This window comes from Mycolicibacterium arcueilense, from assembly GCF_058536225.1.
Genome location: NZ_JBZTYL010000036.1, coordinates 120,921 through 141,132 on the forward strand (window position 1 = coordinate 120,921; position 20,212 = coordinate 141,132).

Consider the following 20,212-nt stretch of genomic DNA (forward strand, 5'->3'; position numbering starts at 1 on the left):
GCTGGAATGCCGTTTCGGCGAAATTTGGCGCGGGTATGCCACCAGCGAACGGACGTATGGAGGCCGGCCGATGACCGCTACCGGAGAAGTCAACGAACGACAAGCCAGGCAGGTCGCCGAGGAGGCGCGGGAAGCGCGATGGGACCAGCCCAGTTTCGGCAAAGAACTGTTTCTCGGCAGACTGCGGTTGGACCTGGTCCATCCGTACCCGCGTGGTCCGGCCGCGACCACGGATCGGGGCGAGGCCTTCCTGGCCGAGCTGCGGGAGTTCTGCGAGACGCAGATCGACGCTGCGGTCATCGAACGCGACGCGCAGATCCCGGACAAGGTCATCCAGGGTTTGAAGGGACTCGGCGCGTTCGGCATGAAGATCGGCGTCGACTACGAGGGGCTCGGCCTGTCGCAGGTGTACTACAACAAGGCCCTCGCCCTGGTCGGCTCGGTGCACCCCGCGCTGGGCGCCTTGCTGTCCGCACATCAGTCGATCGGTGTGCCGCAGCCGGTGTCGATGTTCGGGACAACCGAGCAGAAGCAGACCTGGCTGCCGCGGTGCACGCGGGAGATCAGCGCCTTCCTGCTCACCGAACCCGACGTCGGCAGCGACCCGGCCAGGTTGCACGCCACCGCGACCCCCGACGGCGACGACTATCTGCTGAACGGCGTCAAACTGTGGACCACCAACGGGGTCATCGCCGATCTACTGGTAGTGATGGCCCAGGTGCCGCCCGGCGAGGGACACAAAGGCGGCATCACCGCCTTCGTCGTCGAGGCAGACACCCCCGGCATCGTCGTCACCAACCGCAACGCATTCATGGGGCTACGCGGAATCGAGAACGGTCTGACCAAACTGACCGACGTGCGGGTGCCCGCGGCGAACCGCATCGGTCGCGAGGGTGAAGGCCTCAAGATCGCGCTGACCACGCTCAATGTCGGACGGCTGTCGCTGCCGGCCGTATGCACCGGGACGGCGAAGTGGTGCGTGAAGATCGCCAGGGAATGGTCGAAGGAGCGCGTTCAGTGGGGCCGGCCGGTCGGCGAGCACGACGCCGTGGCCGGCAAGGTGGCGTTCATCGCAGCCACCGCTTACGGAATCGAGTCGATGGTCGAGCTTGCCAGCGAGCTCGCCGACGCCGGCCGCACCGACATCCGGATCGAGGCCGCACTGGCCAAGCTCTACGGCTCGGAGATGACCTGGCTGATCGCCGACGAGCTGGTGCAGATCCGTGGCGGCCGCGGCTTCGAGACCGCCGAATCGCTGGCGGCCCGCGGCGAGCGCGGGGTGCCCGTCGAGCAGGTACTGCGCGACATGCGGATCAACCGCATCTTCGAGGGGTCCACCGAGATCATGCATCTGATGCTCGCCCGCGAGGCCGTCGACGCCCATCTTTCCGTGGCGGGCGACATCATCGACCCCGACGCCGACCTCAAACACAAGGCGAAAGCAGCCGCCCAAGCCGGGAAATTCTACGCACGTTGGCTACCCACCCTGGTCACCGGAAAAGGGCAACTACCAACATCATTCACCGAGTTCGGACCGCTCGGCGAACACCTGCGCTACGTCGAACGGGCCAGCCGCAAGCTCGCCCGCAGCACGTTCTATGCGATGTCCCGGTGGCAGGGCAAGTTGGAATACCGACAGCGCTTCCTCGGCCGGATCGTCGACATCGGGGCAGAACTGTTCGCGATTACGGCGGCCTGCGTCCGGGCCCGCAGCGACACGCCGGACTCCGCGGTGGAGCTCGCCGACGCGTTCTGCCGCCAGTCCCGGGTGCGGGCCGAGCGGCTGTTCACCGAACTCTGGGACAACAGCGACGACTCTGACCGGACACTGGCGCACAACGTGCTCGGCGGTCGGTACACGTGGCTGGAGGACGGGATCATCGATCCGTCGATCGACGGACCATGGATCGCTCAGGAAGGCGGCGAGGTGATCGATGATGTGCACAGAGTCATCCGTTGAAGAAATTACTTGCGCACGTGAACAACCCGCGCGCACGCACTTCCTGCCAACGCGGCACGCTCGTAGACTCGATAGGTTATGACGACCCCGTCGAACGCGCACGGCGGCTGGGCACAGCGGCCGCATTCGGTCGATGCCCTCGATCACCGTCTCACCCGCAGACAGGCGCGTCAGATGAGTCGGCGGTTCGACCGGGTCGGCGTGGGCATCGCCGCAGCCCGCCTTCGTGAAATCTCCTCCGGGGCCCCTGCCGCCGATGCCGAACTGGAACGCGTCCAATTCGCCGTCGTCGCAGACGAACTCATGCACGACGAGCGGATAGCGAAGCTGGCACGCGGCAAGCAGCGCTGCGCGTCGTGGTTCGTGGTCGTCATCATGGGGCTGATCATGTTCAGCTCATTGCTGTGCATGGTCGTGCTGATGTTGAGCCTGATGCAGCACTCGGCGCCGTTCTGAGCCGACCGGTCAGTCGAAGGCCACGCTGAAGTACTGCGTCTCCTGGAACTCCTCGAGGCCGACACGTGCGCCTTCGCGGCCGAGACCGCTCTGCTTCATCCCGCCGAACGGGGTCGACGGATCGGACACGACGCCCCGGTTGATGCCGACCATTCCGGCGTCGAGGGATTCGGCGAGTCGCACCGCATCTTGCAGCCGGCCGGCGTAAACATAGGCAGCCAAACCATATTCGGTGTCGTTGGCCCAGCGCAGGAGGTCTTCCTCGTCGTCCCACACCACCACCGGAGCGACAGGTCCGAAGATCTCGTCGGCGAGGACGGCGGCGTCCGGGGCGACTCCGGTCAACAGTGTGGGCGCGACGAACCAGCCCGCCGATGGCACCTCGGCCTGCGCGGCGATCACCGCACCGTCGGCCACTGCGGCATCGATCGTGGCGGCCACCCGCAGCGCCGCGCGCTCGCTGACCAGGGGGCCGATCTGCGATGCCGGATCGGATGCCGGACCCACTCGCAGCGCCGCGACCTCGGCGCCCAAACCGGCAACGAACTCATCGACGACCGACGCGTGCACATAGAACCGGTTGGCCGCCGTGCAGGCCTGCCCACCGCCACGGAACTTGGCCACCATCGCACCGGCGATGGCCGCCTCGACGTCGGCGTCGGCGGTGACGACAAACGGCGCGTTGCCGCCGAGTTCCATGCTGGCGTTGACGATCCGGTCCGAGGCCTGCTTGAGCAGCACGCGGCCGACGCCGGTGGAACCGGTGAACGACACCTTGCGGACCCGGTCATCGCTCAACCAGTTCTCGACCACGGCGGCGGCATCGGTGGTGGGCACCATGTTCACCACACCGTCGGGGACGCCTGCGGCCGACAGTATTCCGGCGATCGCCAGTGCCGTCAGGGGCGTCTCGGCGGCCGGCTTGAGAACCACGGTGCATCCCGCGGCCAGCGCGGGGGCGATCTTGCGGGTCGCCATCGCGGCCGGGAAGTTCCAGGGCGTCACGAGCGCCGCGACCCCGACCGGCTTGTGTGTGACCAGGGTCCGGGTGCCACCGGCGGGGCTGACGCCGTAGGCGCCGTCCGTCCGCACCGCCTCCTCGGAGAACCAGCGGAAGAACTCAGCGGCATAGGCCACCTCGGCCCGGGCGTCGGCCTGCGATTTGCCGTTCTCCGCGCAGATCAGGGCGGCCAGGCGCTCGGAGTCGGCGACCATCAGGTCGAACACCCGGCGCAGGATGTCGCTGCGTTGTCTCGGGCTCGTCCCGGCCCAGCCGGCGAAGGCCCGGTGCGCGGCGTCGACAGCCGAGCGGGCGTCGGCCACGGTGCCGTCGGCCACTTCGGCGATGGACAGGCCGGTGGCCGGGTCACGCACTTCGAACGTGGTGGCAGCCCCGCGGTTCTGCCCGTCGATGAGGATCCCGTGCTTGGTGTCGAGACCGGCGATCGCGTTCTGTGTGTTCACTGAAATCTCCAGGGATCGAGCCGGCCAGGGTTCAGCGGGTCTCGGCGAAGATGGCGGCCAGGATGTCCAGCCCCTCCTCGAGCAGGTGGTCGGGCATCGACAGCGGCGGCAGGAAACGGAGCACGTTGCCGTAGGTTCCGCAGGTCAGCACCACCAGCCCCTGGGCGTGGGCAGCGGCCGAGACCTGCTTGGCCAGGTCGGCGTCGGGTTCGGTGGTGCCGGCCTTGACCAGTTCGACGGCGATCATCGCGCCGCGGCCGCGGACCTCGCCGATTCGGGAATCCTCGGCAGCGATGGCCTCGAGGCGGCCGGTCATCGCCTTCTCGATCTCCACCGCACGGGCCAGCAGCCCGTCGCGCTCGATGGTGTCGATCACCGCGAGCGCCGCCGCGCAGGCGATCGGGTTGCCGCCGTAGGTACCGCCGAGCCCGCCGGCATGCGGCGCATCCATGATCTCGGCGCGACCGGTGACCGCCGACAGCGGCAGGCCACCGGCGATGCCCTTGGCGGTCACGATCAGATCGGGGACGACGCCGTCGTGCTCGATGGCGAACATCGCGCCGGTGCGGGCGAAGCCCGACTGCACCTCGTCGGCGACGAACACCGCGCCGGCCTCGGTACACCAGTCCTGCAGTGCGCGCAGGAATCCCGGTGCGGGAACGATGAATCCGCCTTCACCCTGAATGGGCTCGATCACCACGGCAGCGACGTTCTCGGTGCCGACCTGCTTGTCGATCAGGTCCAGGGCGCGGGCGGCCGCAGCGGCACCGTCGGTCTCGCCGTCACGGAACGGGAACGAGGTCGGCACGCGGTACACCTCACCGGCGAATGGCCCGAAGCCGTTCTTGTACGGCTGGTTCTTGGCGGTCATCGCCATGGTCAGGTTGGTACGGCCGTGGTAGGCGTGGTCGAACACCACGACGGCCTGCCGATGCGTGTAGGCCCGCGCGATCTTGACGGCGTTCTCGACGGCCTCGGCACCGGAGTTGAACAGCACGCTGCGCTTGTCGTGGTCGCCGGGGGTGAGCCGGTTGAGCTCCTCGGCCACCCGCACGTAACCCTCGTACGGGGTGACCATGAAGCAGGTGTGGGTGAACGCGGCGACCTGCTCGGTGACGGCCTCGACCACAGCCGGTGCGCTGTTGCCCACGGTGGTCACGGCGATGCCGGAGCCGAAGTCGATGAGCTGGTTGCCGTCGGCGTCGACGAGGATTCCGCCGCCGGCGGCGACCACGTAAACGGGCAAGGTGGTGCCGACGCCACCCGCGACCGCAGCAGTCTTCCGTGCCTGCATCTGCTGCGAGACGGGGCCCGGAATGGCGGTGACGATCCGGCGTTCCTGGGTGACGGCCGCACCCGCGACCTCGGCGATGCTCACGTGTTCCTCCTGCTGCTGGCGGTTGTCTGCCCTCACGCTAGGCAACGGTCTCCGCGCACGGGAGGTCAGGAGTGCACATTTTGCAGCAGATAATTGTGCAAAACTGGCAGCATGGTCCTGGTCAGCGATCTCCTCGACGAGCGCGTACTCGGACTCAGTGCCGTGCAGGTCGATCAACCCGACGCAGCGGTCCGCTGGGTGGCCACAAGTGAGCTCGCCGACCCGGGGCCGTTCCTGGAAGGCGGCGAGATCCTGCTGACCACCGGCTTGGAGACCGGCGACTGGCACGGCCAGTGGGACGGCTACGTGCGCCGGCTTGCCGACGCCGGGGTGGCGGGCATCGGATTCGCCGTCGGGCTCACCCACGCCGAAACGCCCGCCGAACTCGCCGACGCCTGCCGCAGGCACCAGGTGAATCTGTTCGAGGTGCCGCGTCCGACCACGTTCGTCGCGATCAGCCGATACGTCGCGCACCTTCTGGAGGAACAGGAGTCCACCGCCACTCGCGAGTCACTCAAGACGCAGCGCAAGCTCATCTCGGCGGCGGCCAAACCGGATCCCGCCGTTGCGGTCATCACTGCACTGGCCGCGGCGCTCGACGGCGCGACGTGCCTGATGAATCCCGACGGCCGCGTCGTCACCGGCCCGGTCGGCGCCCGCCGCAGCGAGTTTCCGCTCGACGAGGTCGCCGACGACGTCATGCGCCTCCAGGCACACGGATTGCGTTCGGCTGCGGCACAGTCCAATCCGACCACCTCGGTGTCGGTGCACCCCATCGGTTTGCGCGGGCGGGCGTCGGCCTATCTGGCCGCCTTGATGCCGGCCAGGGCATCGGAAGAACACCGTCAGGCCGTGACGACCGCCGTGGCCCTGTTGGGCCTCGTCGACGAACAGGATCGCAGCCGTGCCACCACCCGTCGGCATCTGCGTGGCCGGGCAATCGAGCTTCTCGCCGAAAGCGATGTCCGCACTGCCCAATTGGTGTTGGAGGTGGACCAGGCGGCGACCGTGCTGCCGAAGCGGATTCGCTTCTTGCGGGCCACCGGGGACGAGGCCGCCGTCGAGAACGCGGCGGCCGCCCTGGAGCGGCGCGGCATCCTTGCCGGGGTCTACGCCGGTGAGCTGTGCGCGACCACCGAACCGTCCCGGGCCGGGTCGACGGCGTCCCGGCTGGCCGAGGACGCGCTGCTCGTCGGGGTCGGGAATTCGGTCGCGCCCACCGACGGCGAGACGGGTTACCGCACCGCGGGCCTGGCGCTGGGCCAGGCCACCGACGGCTCCGGTCCGGTGGTCTGGGACCGGGTGATCGACGACGGCCCCCTGGGTCTGATCGATCCCGACAAGGCCGCCGCCTTCGCCGAATCCTGGTTGCACGGCCTCGATTCCGAGCAGCTGGAGACGTTGCGTTGTTTCCTGCGCCATCACGGGTCCAGACTCAAGGTCTCCGAGGAACTCGGCCTGCATCGCAACACCGTGCGTAATCGTCTCGCTGCCATCGAGACGGTGCTGCCCGGCAAGCTCGACGATCCACAGACCCGGGTGAGCGCCTGGATCGCCCTGCAATCGGTGCCCGAGGACCTCAGGCCTTGAAGTACACGAACTGGTGGCTGGTGGCCAGCAACGCACCGCTTCGCCCGAACAGGCGGGCGCTCTGATCGAAGTAGCCGCCGGAATATCGGTGCGCCCGTGCCGTTCCCAGAATGAAGTCGTCCCCCTGAGCCGCGAGCTGTTCGTCGTCGGCGTGGAAATACACCGAGATCGACACCGTCCCGGCCGGAACGAAGTGCCCGCGCCGCAGGAACACCCGCGGATAGAAGATATCGCTCACCGCGGTCAACGCGGCGAAATCCATTGGCCTGGGAGGCTTGTTGCGTACCCACAGGGTCGTGGTCGAACTCGCCGATTCGGTCGGTTCGGCAGAATCATTGTGGGCGTCCGGCATCGCGCCGTCGACGAAACGCATGTCGAAGTTGTCGAACCACACCACGCCGAACGGCGGCACCGACGGCTCGATGCCCTCGGGGGCCTGAGCCTGCGGCCATTCGATCTCGGTGTCCGACCAGCCTTCCCGGCGCAGCCCGAATACCGCGGTGGCGGTGGTCTTGACCTCGCCGTCCTGGCTGAGTTCGACGATCCAGTGCTGATTGGACCGGTTGGTCTTGACCAGCCTTGTCACGACCTCGAACGCACCGTCAGCGATGGGCGCCACGTAGTTCACGGTCAGCGCGATCGGTTGGCCGTGCCGCTGTGGGTGCAGCTCTACCGCGTGCAGCAGGGTGGCCGCGGTGATGCCACCGAACGGGCCCACCATGTTGGCCCACTCCGGCAGCGTCCGCCCGCGCCAGCGGTCATCACCTGCGGGTTCGAGCTCAAGGGCGTTGTCCAAGGGATGCACCCGGCCACAGTACCGAGGCCGCCTGCGCGGGTTTTCCGCGCGCCAGGGGCCTCACCGCCGGCCACGGCGGCTCACTTCGCGGGCGCGTAGTTCGGCCGGCCCAGGCCCAGCGCCTGCTGGGCGATCATGTTGCGGAACACCTCGAGGGTCCCGCCATAGATCCCGGTCGGACCGGCCAGTCGGAAGATGTACTCGGCGGCACCGTCGTCGACGGCCCCCGGCGTACCGACGGACAAAGCGCCGGCGGATCCGACGATATCCATCAGGTCCGGCGACACCTCCCGCATGGTCTGGGCGATCGCGACACGGCCGTACATGTCGGGACTGCTCAGAGCCGCTTCCAACCGGGCGACGCCCCGGCCCAACCGGTAACGCGACGCCGCGTCGTCCGGGGCCACCGCAGCGACGCGGTCCACTGCCTCGGCCATCAAGGTGATGTGCTCGGTCATGGTGGCGAGCTTCTGCAGGCCACGGGTCTCGCGTTCGAAGGTGCCGTGTTCGAGTTCGAGCGCGCCACGCAGCACCGTCCAGCCGCCGTTGACCTCGCCGACGCGGTACCGGTCGCTCACCCGGACGTCGCTGTAGTAGGTGATGTTGGTGCGGTCCCCGTCGACGGTGCGGATCGGCTGAATCTCGACGCCCTCGGAATCCAGCGGCACGAGGAACATCGTGAGGCTCTTGTGTTTGGGCGCGGCGGGGTCGGTGTTGGTCAGCAGGAACACGTATTGGGCGTTGTGCGCATTCGAGGTGAACATCTTGGACCCATTGATAATCCAGCTGTCGCCATCCCGGACGGCACGGGTCTTGCAGGTCGCGACGTCGGACCCGCCTTCGGGTTCGGTGTAGCCCAGGCACAGCCGCAGGCGCCCGTCCAAGACACCGGGCAGTACCTCGTCGAGAAGCTCGCGTGAGGCGAACTTCTCAATTGAATGCGCGACCATCGCGGTCGTGCCCCAGTGGAACCAGGGGGTGTGCGCCCGGCCCACTTCCAGCTCCCAGATGCGGCGCCGGACCGCGCTGAATCCGCCGTCGGCCTCGGCCTGGTAGTCACCGGCCAGGTACCCGGCCTTGCCCAGGGCCAGATGCACTGCCTCGTCGAAGTTCTCGCCGGTCTCGCGGTCATGCTGGATCACCTCGTCGGTGACCACCTCGGCCAGGAAGGCCCGCAGCTCATCCCGGAAGGCCCGGTCTTCCGCGGAGAGCTCGACATGGGAGAAGTCCATCAGCACACCGTGACACTTTTATCGTCATTTGTAAATATGGCCGGTCGACGGCGCAGCAGTAGCAGAAGGGCGCCTCCGATGAATGCGGCGACTCCCGCCAACACCAGGAACCCGTCGAAGCTGTTGGTGGAAACCAACATACGACTGAGCACCACGGCCCCCACCGCAGACGAGACACCGATCACCGCGGACAGGATGCTGAGGACGGTGCTGTACACGCCGAGGCTGAAGTGCCGCGCCACCAGGTAGGCGATGACATCACCTTCGGCTCCCCAGGCGGCGCCGAGACAGCAGACGGCCACGGTGAGGACACCGATGCCCTCCCACGGCGACGCGATGAGCAGGCAGCCGAGACCCGGCAGTGCCATCGCCACCGCGGCGACCACCTGCGCGGGCAGCCGATCGAGCGCCACGCCGCACACGAAGCGACCGACGATGACGGCGATCGCGAACACCGTGATGAGCACCGCGACGTCGGCGCCGGCCCCGGCGTCGCCGAGCATGATCCCGAGCTGGGTGGTGGTGACCGAGTGGTACAGGTTGCACAACAGGACACCGGTCAACAGAATCCAGAAGACCCTGCTGCGCCCGATGGCACGGTAGTCCTTGCCGGCCTTACGTTCTCCCGCGGCCTGCGCCGGCTCGCCGTTGTGTCCGGGAACGAGCACCAGGGCCAAGACGCCGATGAGCGCAATGGTGGCCGCGATGGCCAGACAACCGACCCGCCAACCAAAGGTGCGGTTGACGACATCGAGCGCCGGGGCGCCGATGGCACCCAGCAGCGGCGGACCGGAGATCGCGATGGCCAGGGCCAGACCCCGGGCCGCCTGGAAACGCGTCGCGACCAGCCGGCTGTAGATCGCCGGTGTCGTGGTCACCCCGAGCGCGATGAGGGCGACGTTGATCGCGAAGTACTGCCAGATGGGTCCGGACATCATCGCGTACGCGACCCAGCACGCAGGCAGTCCGACGACGCCGACGGCGGCAATCCGCCGGACCCCGAACAGGTCGGCGAGGCGGCCGTAGAACGGCAGGAACACGAACGTCAGCAACGTGATCGCACCGGTCAGGGCGAAATCCGAGCGGCTCCACCCGAACGCCGCGAGGAACTGCGGCCCCATCGCGGCATTGGTGTAGGCGCTCAGGCTCAGACCGGCGCTGAGTCCGGCGGTGGCGGCAGCGAGCGGTTGCCAGTGGGTCCGCAGCTCGCCGAAGTACGTCATGGTGCCCCTCCCTATCCGCCGAAGTGGCATTCCAGCAGGCCTTTACTCGCACTTCTCCTGCCGGAATGCGGTTTCGGCGAATGCTAGGTGCTGGGCACCGGGCCGGCAGTCACCAGGTGACCGGCAGCTCCACAACGCCGTAGATCTCCTTGTCGTTGTGGAATCTCAACTCGTTCGGCTCGACCGCCAGTCGCAATCCGGGCAGTCTGCGCACCAATGCGGTCAGGGCGATCTGCAGTTCGGCCCGAGCGAGGTTCTGGCCGAGACACTGATGCACGCCGTAACCGAAGCCGAGATGCCCTCGGCTGTTGCGGTTTACGTCGAAGGCATCGGGTTGTTCGACGAATGCCGTGTCGAAGTTGCCCGCAGGCAGGTTCATGAGGACCGCGTCACCGGCTCGGACGAGCTGCCCGCCGATGACCACATCCTCCAGAGCAACGCGGTCCACCAGGCTGTGCACGATCGACAGATAGCGCATCAACTCCTCGACGATGCTGGCCACCACGGCTGGGTCATCGGTCTCCCGTAGACGCGCGGCAGCGTCGGGATGCTGGATCAAGGCCAGCGCACCCAAGGCGATCATGCTGGCGGTGGTTTCGTGGCCGGCAGCCAACAACATCTGGCCGTTCATGGCGGCAGTTTCGCGGTTGAGTTCACCCGTGGCCACATGGTCGGTGATCAGCCGACTCATCAGATCGTCACCCGGTTCCCGCTCCTTGCGGGCCACCAGGTCGAACATGTAGGTGAACAACGCCAGCTGGGCCTGCAGGCGGTCCTCCTCGGATGCGTTGGCGTCGAGCCCGGCCGCACTCTGCTTCTGGAAGAACTCGTGATCCTCGTACGGCACCCCCAGCAGCAGACAAATGACCATCGACGGCACCGGCAGCGCGAACTTGCTCACGAGGTCCGCCGGCGAACCGGCCGCGATCATCTCGTCGAGGAAGCCGTCTACCACCTCCTGAATCTGCGGACGCATCCCTTCTGCACGACGGAAAGTGAAGTCCCTGGTCAACATTCGACGCAGCCGCTGATGCTCGGGATCATCCAGACGCGGAAAGATCAGGGCGATCTCGCCGCTCTCCGTCGGTACGCCGTACAACCCCGTATTGGCGCTGAGCCGCTCGTCGACAAGGGCTGCCCGGATGTCCTCGTAGCGGCTGATCATCCATACCGGCTTCCCCTTCCAGACCGCGGCCTGAAGTCCTTCGGCCTCCCGCCATCGGGCGAACACCGGGGCCGGCGCCAATGGGCACCCGTCAGCGCGTGGAGCGGGGATCGTGGGAAGTTCAGCCTCCACCGACACGTCAGGACGAGGCATGGTCATCGGTGATCCTCACAATCTCCGGGCAGCAACTGGCAGTCAGCTGCCAGTTGCTGCGAGGTTAGAACGAGCAGATCTGGCAGTCAACTGTCAGATAGGCTGACGCCATGTCGATGGCCGAACGCCCGCTGCGCACCGATGCGGCGCGCAATGCCGACCGCATCCTGCGGGCGGCTCGTGAGGTGTTCGCCGAGCTCGGCCCCGATGCGCAGATCGACACGATCGCCGACCGCGCCGGAGTGGGTGAACGAACGCTGTACCGCAGGTTCCCGACGAAGGCTGACCTCCTGCGCGCCGCGCTCGATCAGAGCATCGATGAGAATCTGTCTCCGGCAATCGAAAAAGCGCTCGCCAGGAAGGATCCGCTACGCGGGCTGACCGAGCTGATCGAGGCTGCCACCGCACTCGGTGCCGCCGAGCACAACATCCTTGCTGCAGCCAGGCGCGCCGACGCGCTGGCCAACGTCGCGGATCGCCTCGAAGCCGCCATGCAGGAACTCACGACGCGGGCCCAGGAGGACGGCCTGGTTCGCGGCGATCTCGTCGCCGAGGATCTGCCGAGGATCGTTGCGATGCTCAACAGCGTGCTGTGGACGATGGACCTCGGCAGCGACGGCTGGCGCCGCTATGTGGTCCTGATCCTGGATGCCATCACCACCGCGCAGCCGCGACCGCTGCCCGCCGCTGCGCCCCTCAATCGTCCTGATTCCCTGGACAATTGGCCGATGTGAACGTGCGACGTTAACCCGACGACACCGGAATGGCCGCTGTGTCCTCATCGTCGGCGCGGGGCGGACGCGGCGGCGACGGCTTGCGGAAGTGGTTGTCCCCGCGGGGATAAACCACTTGCGGCCACCAGAACCACCTGCCCAGCAGGGTGGCGATGGACGGCATCAGCAGTGACCGCACGATGAAGGTGTCGATCAGCAGGCCGATCGCGATGGTCGAGCCCATCTGGGCCAGCACAATCAGGTTGCTCGCCATCATGCCGGCCATCGTGGCCGCGAACACCAGCCCGGCCGAGGTGACCACGCCACCGGTGCCGGCCATGGACCGGATGATGCCGGTCTTCAGGCCCGCGTGGATCTCGTCCTGGAACCGGGACACCAGCAGCAGGTTGTAGTCGGATCCGACCGCCAGCAGGATGATCACCGACATCAGCATGACCAGCCAGTGCACCGGCATCCCGAACAGGTCCTGCCACAACAACACCGAGATGCCGAACGACGCGGCGATCGAACTGCCGGCCGTCAGCACGATGACCAACGCGGCCACCGCACTGCGCGTCAGAATGAGCATGATCATGAAAATCAGCGTCAGCGCCGACACCACCGCGATCATCAGGTCATAGCGGGCACCGTCGGACATGTCCTTGTAGGTCGCCGCGACACCGCCGAGATAGATCTTGGCGTCCGACAGTGACGACATCTTCAGCGCCTCTTGCGCGGCTTTGCGCTCGGACTCGACGCGTGCGATCCCATCCACCGTCGCCGGGTCGGTCTGGTGGGTGATGAACATGCGGGCGGACTTACCGTCCGGCGACAGGAACATCTTGAGGCCGCGCTCGAAATCGGGATTCGTGAAGGCTTCCGGGGGCAGATAGAACAGGTCGTCGTTCTTGGCGTCGTCGAAGGCCGCACCCATCGACAGCGCGGTGTCGTTCATCGCCTGCATCTGGTCGATCAGGGCCTTCTGCGAGTTGTACGACGCCAGCGACAGGTCCCGGCTGGTTTCCATCGACGCGATCGTCTGCGGGAGCAACGCGGTCAGCTTCGGCGCGAGGTCCGCGAGTTGATCGGTGTTGACCTGTACCGACGAGGTCTTGTCGGTCAGCTCGTCGATCCCGTCGAGGGCGTCGAAGACCGACCGGGCCGCAGAGCACATCGGGATGTCGAAGCAGTGCGGTTCCCAGTAGAAGTAGTTACGCATGGGCCGGAACTGGTCGTCGAAGTTCGCGATGTTGTCCCGCATCTTCTTGGTGACCTCCAGCAGCTCCTGCGACTTCGCCGCGGAGTCCTGGGTGAGGTGGGTCTGTTCGAGCGAGAGCTGGTATTGCCGCTTCATGATGTCGATCGAGGTGTTGGTCGCGTCGATCATCCGAAGCTGGTCGTCGAGTTGCTTGCGCTGGAACGGCAGGTTCATATTGCTGGTCTGCCCCGAGATACTGGTCTGGAACGGAATCGAGCTGTGCTGGATGGGGATTCCCAGCGGCCGGGTGATGCTCTGCACCATCGCGATGCCTTCGGAGTGCATCACGTTGCTCGAAATCTTGTTCAGCACAAGCATGTCGGCGGGATTGCGCATGTCATGGGTGGACTCGACCATCAGGATGTCGGGGTTCATCCTGGCCTGGGAGAAATGCCGGTCGGCAGCGGCGAAACCGACGTTCACCGGGGCATCGTCGGGCAGGTAGTACCGGTCGTTGTAAGCCGGCTTGTACCCGGGGATGGCCACCACCCCGATCAGCACGATGAACAGGCTGGTCACGAAAATCGGTGCGGGCCAACGCACCACCGCGGTGCCGACCTTGCGCCAGAACTTGCTCTGCGGGGGCCGCTTGGACTCGTACAGCCCGACACGGCTGCCGAGGTAGAGCACCGCCGGGCCGAGCGTGACCGAGATGACCACGACAACGACCATGCCGATCGCGACAGGGGCACCCATGGTGGAGAAGTAGGGCAGTCGCGCGAAGCTGAGGCAGTAGGTCGCTCCGGCGATGGTCAGACCGGAACCCACGATGACGGGCGCGACCGATTTGAAGGTCGCGTAGTAGGAGTCATCCCGGTCCAGGCCCATGCCGCGGTCTTCGCGGTACCGGCCGAAGATGAAGATGCCGTAGTCGGTGGCAGCGGCGATCGCCAACATAGTCAGGATGTTGCCCGCGAAGGTGGTCAACCCGAACACGTCGTGCATGGCCAGCACGGACACCACGCCGCGGGCGGTCAGCAGCGCCAGGAACGTCAGGAACAACTGGATCAGCGTGGTCCTGATCGAGCGATAGACCACCAGCAGCATGGCTGCGATGGCGACCAGGGTGATCAGGGTGATCTCGGCCAGGCTCGCGTTGCCGATGACGTGCATGTCGTTGGTCAGTGCGGCAGGGCCGGCGACGTGCGCCTGCACCCCGGGCGGAGCCTTCGTCTCCTCGATGACCTTGCGGACGGCTTCGACGCCCTCGTTGGCGAGCGTCATGCCTTGCTCGCCGGCGAGGTTGATCATCACGTACGACGCCTTGCCGTCGGCGCTCTGCGCGCCGGCCGCGGTCAGCGTGTCACCCCAGAAGTCCTGGATGTGCTGGATGTGCTCGGGATCCTGCTGCAGCTTGTGGATGATCTCGTCGTAGTACTGGTGCGCGTCCGGGCCCAGCGGCTCCTGGCCCTCGATGACGATCATGATCGTGCTGTTGGAGTTGAACTCCTGGAAGTTGGCGCCCATCAACTTCATGGCCTGCATCGACGGGGCGTCCTCGGGCGCCATCGGTGCGGCGTGCAATTCGCCGACGACCTCCAGCTGCGGCGCGATCACATTCACGACGACCGCGATCGCGATCCAGATCAGGATGATCGGCCACGCCAGAATGCGGAGCAGGTGCGGGAAGGCAGGCCGCTTCGGCTTGCCGGTGGACTCGGGCGAGGTGACGGATGTGGTCATGCGGACTTCACCAGGCAGTAGGTCTGGGCGTTGACGCCATTGGCGGATTGCTCCTCGCGCACGGTGCCGTTGACGGTCACACGGCACCCGATGTGGTCGCCGCTGCTTTCACTGTCGCTGCGCGCCATGAGGTTCGCGCTGACCGTCGGCAACGTGGTGGACAAGGTGACGGACCAGGGCAGCTGGGCGTTGACCGAGTGCACCTTGGCGTCTGGATCGAAATAACTGATCTCGGCGGAAGTTCCGGGCGGCCCGTACACCTCGTACAAGACCACCTTGGGGTTGAACTGGACGATCTCGATCCCGGCTCCGGCATTCGCGTTGAGATCCTCCGAGCCGAACATCCGGTGTAGTCGTGAGACCACCAGGCCCGATACGGCCAGTACGACAATCAGAACCACTGGAATCCATGCGTGTTTCAACACACGACGAGCACCCCGACCAGGACTCACCGGTACCTCCCGACGATTACCCGAACCCGCCGACAGCGATGAGGCTTTCGGCGCTCGGCGAATTAGTTCGAATAACTATGTACAGCGCGGGGAACTTTACACCGCTGCGACCGAGGGCGCAGTCACGGCCTCGATGCTGGGAACTAGCTGTCGATTTCCTGAAAGGCTGGAGACCGGCGCGCTAGGCCGCCGTGCCGTCACGCGAAGGACGATCCAGATAGCCTCGGGCGGCGGCCATTTCAACCAGCCTCGAACGCAGGGCGCGGCGCCCGCGATGCAGCCTCGACATCACCGTCCCCACCGGAATCTGCAGAATCTCCGCGATCTCCTTGTACCGGAAACCCGCAACGTCGGCGTAGTACACGACGACGCCTTGTGATTCCGGCAATGCCCGCATCGCCCCGCGCACCTCGTCATCGCCCATCGACTCCAGGGCCGCCAGTTCCGCCGAGACCACGCCGAGCGGGAATCGCTGCGCCACCTCCGCGAGCTGGGCGTCGGAGAGCTCGTCGGCGAAGACCTCCTGCGGTCGACGCTGCGCGGTGCGGTAGGAGTTGATCCACGTGTTGGTCAGGATCCGGAACAGCCAGGCTCGGATGTTCGTGCCGTCCTGGTACGTGTGAAAACTGCTGTAGGCCTTGACCATTGTCTCCTGCACGAGGTCCTCGGCGTCGGCCATATTGCGCGTGTAACGACGCGCGGCCGCGAACAGCTGATCCACCAGCGGCAGCGCATCACGCTCGAATCGCTCCGCGCGACAATCGTCGTCGAAACTCACGTGCCTACCTGTGCTCATCGGCATGGCCCCCGCTCCTGCCACTGCTCATATCGCTAGCCTCAGATGCTCGCCACTCGAAGCTATCCGGCGACGCAGCCGATCCCCAGGGGGATTACCCCCAGGTTCGCGGTGGTTTTCCACACCGCGCCGGCCGCGCCGAACTGTCATGCACGCAGCATGACACCTCAACCCAAGTTGAGGTCAAATGGTTTTCCCGGCGCCAATCTCTTTGCGGCTGTTGCATTTGCACATCTCGCTGATGAATCCGCGGCAGACATCGGCCATACGTCAGGAAACCGGGCCACTCCCGCCTTAGGCTCATCGGTTATGAATCGACTCGATCGCTTCTTCGAGATCTCGGCTCGCGGCTCGACGGCCCTCTCCGAGATCCGTGGAGGCCTGGTCACCTTCATCGCGATGGCCTACATCATCGTGCTGAACCCGGTCGTCCTCTCCGCCACCGCCGACGTCGCGGGCAACAAGCTCGCATTCGCGCAAGTCTCGGCCACCACCTGTCTGGCGGCCGGCGTGATGACGATCCTGTTCGGGATCATCGCGCGACTGCCGTTCGCGTTCGCCGCGGGCCTGGGCATCAACTCGTTTCTGGCCACGACCGTGGTGGGCACAGTCACCTGGCCCGAGGCCATGGGCCTCGTGGTCATCGACGGTCTGATCATCGTGGCGCTGGCCGCCAGCGGGTTCCGCCGCATGGTGTTCGACGCAGTGCCCATGCAGCTCAAATTGGCGATCACCGCGGGCATCGGCCTGTTCATCCTCTTCATCGGAGTGGTCGACGCCGGGTTCGTCGGCTCCACCGGTCTGGCCTCTCCCCCGGTCGGGCTCGGCACCGGCGGCATCGGGTCGATCAACACCGTGCCGACCGTCGTCTTCGTATTCACCCTGCTGGTCACCGGCATCCTCGTGGCACGCAAAGTCCGCGGCGGCATCCTGATCGGTCTGGTCACCGGCACCGTGGTGGCCGTGATCGTCGAGGCGATCTGGCACCTCGGGTCGGCTCAGGACAAGCCCGGCGGCTGGGGCCTGTCGGTCCCGACCCTGTCCGGCTCCCCGTTCGCGCTGCCCGACCTGTCGCTGGTCGGCGACGTCAGCCTGGGCGCCTTCAGCCGGATCGGGTACTTGGCGGCCATCATGCTGGTGTTCACGCTGGTGTTCGCCAACTTCTTCGACGCCATGGGCACGATGACCGGGCTGTCGCGGGAGGCCGGTCTGTCCGACCCGCAGGGCAACTTCCCGCGGCTGAAGTCAGCGCTGATCGTCGAGGGCGCCGGTGCCGTCGTCGGCGGATCCTCCTCGGCGTCGTCGAACACCGTGTTCATCGAATCCGGCGCGGGCATCGAGGAGGGCTCCCGCACCGGGTTCGCCAACCTCGTCACCGGTGCCCTGTTCCTCGCGGCCATGTTCGTCGCCCCGCTGGCCTCGATCGTGCCCACCGAGGTCGCGGCCGCGGCCCTTGTGATCGTCGGCGCCATGATGGTCTCGCAGCTGCGCCACATCGACCTCTCCGAGTTCTCGGTGGCCCTGCCCGTGGTGCTCACCGTGGCCACCATGGCCTTCAGCTATTCGATCGCCAACGGCATCGGCGTCGGCTTTGTGGCCTGGGCGGTGTTGCGGTCGGCCGCCGGTAAGGCCCGTGAGGTCAGCCCGCTGCTGTGGATCGTGGCCGCCGGCTTCATCCTGTACTTCGCCCGGGGCTGGATCGAGTCACTCATCGGCATGTAGCGGCCGGTAGCCTTCTCGAACATGGGGACAACGGTATGAGCGCCGGCCTGTTCGGTTTGCTCGACGACATTGCTGCCCTGGCGCGGCTGGCGGCGGCTTCGATCGACGACATCGGTGCGGCCACCGGCAAGGCGACCGCCAAGGCAGCCGGCGTGGTGATCGACGACACCGCGGTGACGCCGCAGTACGTGCACGGCATCAGTGCCGACCGCGAGCTACCGGTCATCAAGCGCATCGCGATCGGCTCGCTGCGCAACAAGATCCTGTTCATCCTGCCCGCGGCCTTGCTGCTCAGCCAGTTCGCACCGTGGTTGCTGACCCCGATCCTGATGCTGGGCGCCACCTACCTGTGTTTCGAGGGCGCCGAGAAGGTCTGGGGGCGGTTCACCGGCCACGGCGGACACGACACCCACGACGAACCCACCACGGCCGTCGGCGGCGACGCCGAGAAGTACATGATCACCGGGGCAATCCGGACCGACTTCATCCTGTCCGCCGAGATCATGGTGATCGCCCTCAACGAGGTGGCCAACCAGACTTTCTGGCCACGGCTGATCATCCTGGTGATCGTCGCCCTGGTGATCACCGCCGCGGTCTACGGAGTGGTGGCCGGCATCGTCAAGATGGACGACATCGGCCTGCTGATGGCCCAGCGCTCATCGAAGGTGGCACAGAAAATCGGCCGTGGCCTGGTCGCCGGGATGCCCAAGCTGCTGTCGGCACTGTCGACCATCGGCACGGTCGCGATGTTGTGGGTCGGTGGGCACATCCTGCTGGCGGGCACCAACACGCTGGGCTGGCGCACCATCTACGACGTGGTCCACCACGCCGAGGAAGCGGTGCACCACGCGGTGGGCGACCCGTTCGGCGGAGTGCTGGCCTGGCTGACCAACACCGCCGCATCGGCAGTCATCGGTCTGGTGGTCGGCACCGTGGTGGTGGGGATCGTGCATGTGCTGCCGTTCGGCAAGAAAGAGGGTCACGACACCCCTGCCTGACTGCGGGTCGAAGCTATTCCACCCATGGGCAATTGGACCCGCACCGCAGCAAAACCGATTGCGGCAAAGGCAAATACTTTTAGGCGCGCCACGCATCGACGTGTCATACTCGTCCAGGACGTTTTTGGTACGTCCAGTTTTACAATGAGAGAAGTAAAAATATGACACAGGGAACTGTGAAATGGTTCAACGGCGAAAAGGGCTTCGGCTTCATCGCTCCTGACGGCGGCGCCCCGGACGTCTTCGTCCACTACTCCGAGATCAACGGTGGTGGATTCCGGTCGCTCGAAGAGAACCAGCGTGTCGAGTTCGAGATCACCCAGGGTGCCAAGGGCCCCCAGGCGGTGGGAGTCACTGCGATCTGATCGCCCCAAGACCTGAGATGGGCTGGTACGGATGCTTCCGTACCAGCCCATCTTCATGTCACACCGGCGTTTCGGCCTGCAGATGCCCCAACCAGCGCACGGATTCGACCCGGGCTACGCCCAGCACCCGATCTGCGGTGTCGAACACCGGGGTGCGCCGTACCGCGTCCTCCACGGGCATCGCTGCGGCACAACGCATCACCAACCCGCCCAGGGCGACGGATGTCTTGCACGGGACGACAAGGAGTTTCACGCACGCGTCCCGGCCCGCCACCATCATCAACCGTGGCCGACTCAGCTTCACCCCGTTGGGCACCCGGGTGCCGGTCACGATCGAGTCGAGGTCGAGCTGCCCCTCCGCGGCCGACCAATTGACGCGAATATCAACAACTTCCCCCAGTGATCGATGCAGCGCCCCGACCAGTTCGGGCAGTTCGCTTGCCACCGAGGCGGTGTGTGGCCACCACGCTCCGTCGATATCCGCGCCCAACTGTCGGGCGAGCGTGAGGCGGACGGGACTGGCGAGCCGCCGTGTCCCGTTGAGGCCGTTCACGACGACTGCGCATCTGCACGCGACTGTGGCCTGGGCCGATCCGAGAAAACCAGATCCGCCGGCGGAGCATTCGAGCTCTCGACCGCCGGCACGGGTTCTTGCTGCTCGGGATGTGAAAACAGTTCGGACGATTCCATAAGAGTGTCCTCGAAAGGTGCGGGACTACCGCACGGGGTTTGGAGGCGAGCGATGGTTGATCACCGGGCCTAACCACAAACCTACACCCGATGGCCGCGACGGCGCGGTGCCGGGGGC

General features: G+C 66.3%; 17 protein-coding genes. 7 read left to right on the plus strand and 10 right to left on the minus strand.

Annotated elements, in window-relative coordinates; translation table 11 throughout:
- Positions 1-70: 70 nt before the first annotated feature.
- Positions 71-1,960, plus strand: coding sequence for an acyl-CoA dehydrogenase family protein (locus AC4LGL_RS31060; RefSeq protein ID WP_491842110.1), 1,890 nt, complete (start codon positions 71-73; stop codon positions 1,958-1,960).
- A gap of 78 nt (positions 1,961-2,038) precedes the next feature.
- Positions 2,039-2,416: a hypothetical protein gene (locus AC4LGL_RS31065; protein WP_491842111.1), complete on the plus strand. Its 378-nt coding sequence runs from the start codon at positions 2,039-2,041 to the stop codon at positions 2,414-2,416.
- Positions 2,417-2,425: 9 nt separating this feature from the next.
- Here AC4LGL_RS31065 and AC4LGL_RS31070 read toward each other — a convergent pair whose 3' ends face one another.
- A complete protein-coding gene (locus AC4LGL_RS31070) occupies positions 2,426-3,880 on the minus strand; it encodes an NAD-dependent succinate-semialdehyde dehydrogenase (RefSeq protein WP_491842112.1) in 1,455 nt (484 codons plus the stop codon).
- Positions 3,881-3,911: 31 nt separating this feature from the next.
- The gene (gene gabT, locus AC4LGL_RS31075) at positions 3,912-5,258 is read right to left on the minus strand and encodes a 4-aminobutyrate--2-oxoglutarate transaminase (RefSeq protein ID WP_491842202.1); all 1,347 of its coding nucleotides are present in this window, start codon (positions 5,256-5,258) and stop codon (positions 3,912-3,914) included.
- A gap of 111 nt (positions 5,259-5,369) precedes the next feature.
- Here gabT and AC4LGL_RS31080 point away from each other — a divergent pair, with 111 nt between their 5' ends.
- The gene (locus AC4LGL_RS31080; RefSeq protein ID WP_491842113.1) at positions 5,370-6,848 is read left to right on the plus strand and encodes a PucR family transcriptional regulator; all 1,479 of its coding nucleotides are present in this window, start codon (positions 5,370-5,372) and stop codon (positions 6,846-6,848) included.
- On the opposite strand, the gene AC4LGL_RS31085 is transcribed toward AC4LGL_RS31080, so the two are convergent.
- From AC4LGL_RS31085 to AC4LGL_RS31100, 4 genes are all read right to left on the minus strand, one after another.
- Positions 6,838-7,653, minus strand: a complete 816-nt coding sequence (locus AC4LGL_RS31085) for an acyl-CoA thioesterase (RefSeq protein ID WP_491842114.1) — start codon at positions 7,651-7,653, stop codon at positions 6,838-6,840. The two genes, AC4LGL_RS31080 and AC4LGL_RS31085, sit on opposite strands and share 11 nt — an antisense overlap.
- A gap of 71 nt (positions 7,654-7,724) precedes the next feature.
- On the minus strand, positions 7,725-8,876 hold the full coding sequence (locus AC4LGL_RS31090) for an acyl-CoA dehydrogenase family protein (protein WP_491842115.1): 1,152 nt from the start codon (positions 8,874-8,876) through the stop codon (positions 7,725-7,727).
- Positions 8,876-10,099 (minus strand): MFS transporter, encoded by a 1,224-nt coding sequence (locus AC4LGL_RS31095; protein WP_491842116.1) that lies wholly within the window; start codon positions 10,097-10,099, stop codon positions 8,876-8,878. The genes AC4LGL_RS31090 and AC4LGL_RS31095 overlap by 1 nt, the downstream gene beginning before the upstream one ends.
- A gap of 109 nt (positions 10,100-10,208) precedes the next feature.
- Entirely contained in the window at positions 10,209-11,423 is a 1,215-nt protein-coding gene (locus tag AC4LGL_RS31100) for a cytochrome P450 (RefSeq protein ID WP_491842117.1), read from the minus strand.
- Between the two features lie 104 nt (positions 11,424-11,527).
- Between AC4LGL_RS31100 and AC4LGL_RS31105 the strand changes: the two genes are divergently transcribed.
- Positions 11,528-12,151 (plus strand): TetR/AcrR family transcriptional regulator, encoded by a 624-nt coding sequence (locus AC4LGL_RS31105; RefSeq protein WP_491842118.1) that lies wholly within the window; start codon positions 11,528-11,530, stop codon positions 12,149-12,151.
- A gap of 10 nt (positions 12,152-12,161) precedes the next feature.
- On the opposite strand, the gene AC4LGL_RS31110 is transcribed toward AC4LGL_RS31105, so the two are convergent.
- The 3 genes from AC4LGL_RS31110 to AC4LGL_RS31120 all read right to left on the minus strand — a co-directional run bounded on the left by AC4LGL_RS31110 (position 12,162) and on the right by AC4LGL_RS31120 (position 16,319).
- Positions 12,162-15,071, minus strand: a complete 2,910-nt coding sequence (locus AC4LGL_RS31110) for an MMPL/RND family transporter (RefSeq protein ID WP_491842119.1) — start codon at positions 15,069-15,071, stop codon at positions 12,162-12,164.
- Positions 15,068-15,496, minus strand: a complete 429-nt coding sequence (locus tag AC4LGL_RS31115; RefSeq protein ID WP_064881610.1) for an MmpS family transport accessory protein — start codon at positions 15,494-15,496, stop codon at positions 15,068-15,070. The genes AC4LGL_RS31110 and AC4LGL_RS31115 overlap by 4 nt, the downstream gene beginning before the upstream one ends.
- A 208-nt stretch (positions 15,497-15,704) precedes the next feature.
- Positions 15,705-16,319 (minus strand): sigma-70 family RNA polymerase sigma factor, encoded by a 615-nt coding sequence (locus tag AC4LGL_RS31120; protein WP_491842120.1) that lies wholly within the window; start codon positions 16,317-16,319, stop codon positions 15,705-15,707.
- Between the two features lie 309 nt (positions 16,320-16,628).
- On the opposite strand from AC4LGL_RS31120, the gene AC4LGL_RS31125 reads away from it, so the two are divergent.
- The 3 genes from AC4LGL_RS31125 (at position 16,629) to AC4LGL_RS31135 (ending at position 19,404) form a co-directional block, all read left to right on the plus strand.
- Positions 16,629-18,041, plus strand: a complete 1,413-nt coding sequence (locus AC4LGL_RS31125) for an NCS2 family permease (RefSeq protein ID WP_491842121.1) — start codon at positions 16,629-16,631, stop codon at positions 18,039-18,041.
- A gap of 35 nt (positions 18,042-18,076) precedes the next feature.
- The gene (locus AC4LGL_RS31130; RefSeq protein ID WP_491842122.1) at positions 18,077-19,039 is read left to right on the plus strand and encodes a DUF808 domain-containing protein; all 963 of its coding nucleotides are present in this window, start codon (positions 18,077-18,079) and stop codon (positions 19,037-19,039) included.
- 161 nt (positions 19,040-19,200) lie between these two features.
- Positions 19,201-19,404, plus strand: a complete 204-nt coding sequence (locus AC4LGL_RS31135; protein WP_065459362.1) for a cold-shock protein — start codon at positions 19,201-19,203, stop codon at positions 19,402-19,404.
- A gap of 58 nt (positions 19,405-19,462) precedes the next feature.
- Here the strand turns inward: AC4LGL_RS31135 and AC4LGL_RS31140 are convergent, their stop codons facing one another.
- Entirely contained in the window at positions 19,463-19,957 is a 495-nt protein-coding gene (locus tag AC4LGL_RS31140; RefSeq protein WP_491842123.1) for a DUF5994 family protein, read from the minus strand.
- Between the last annotated feature and the right edge of the window lie 255 nt (positions 19,958-20,212).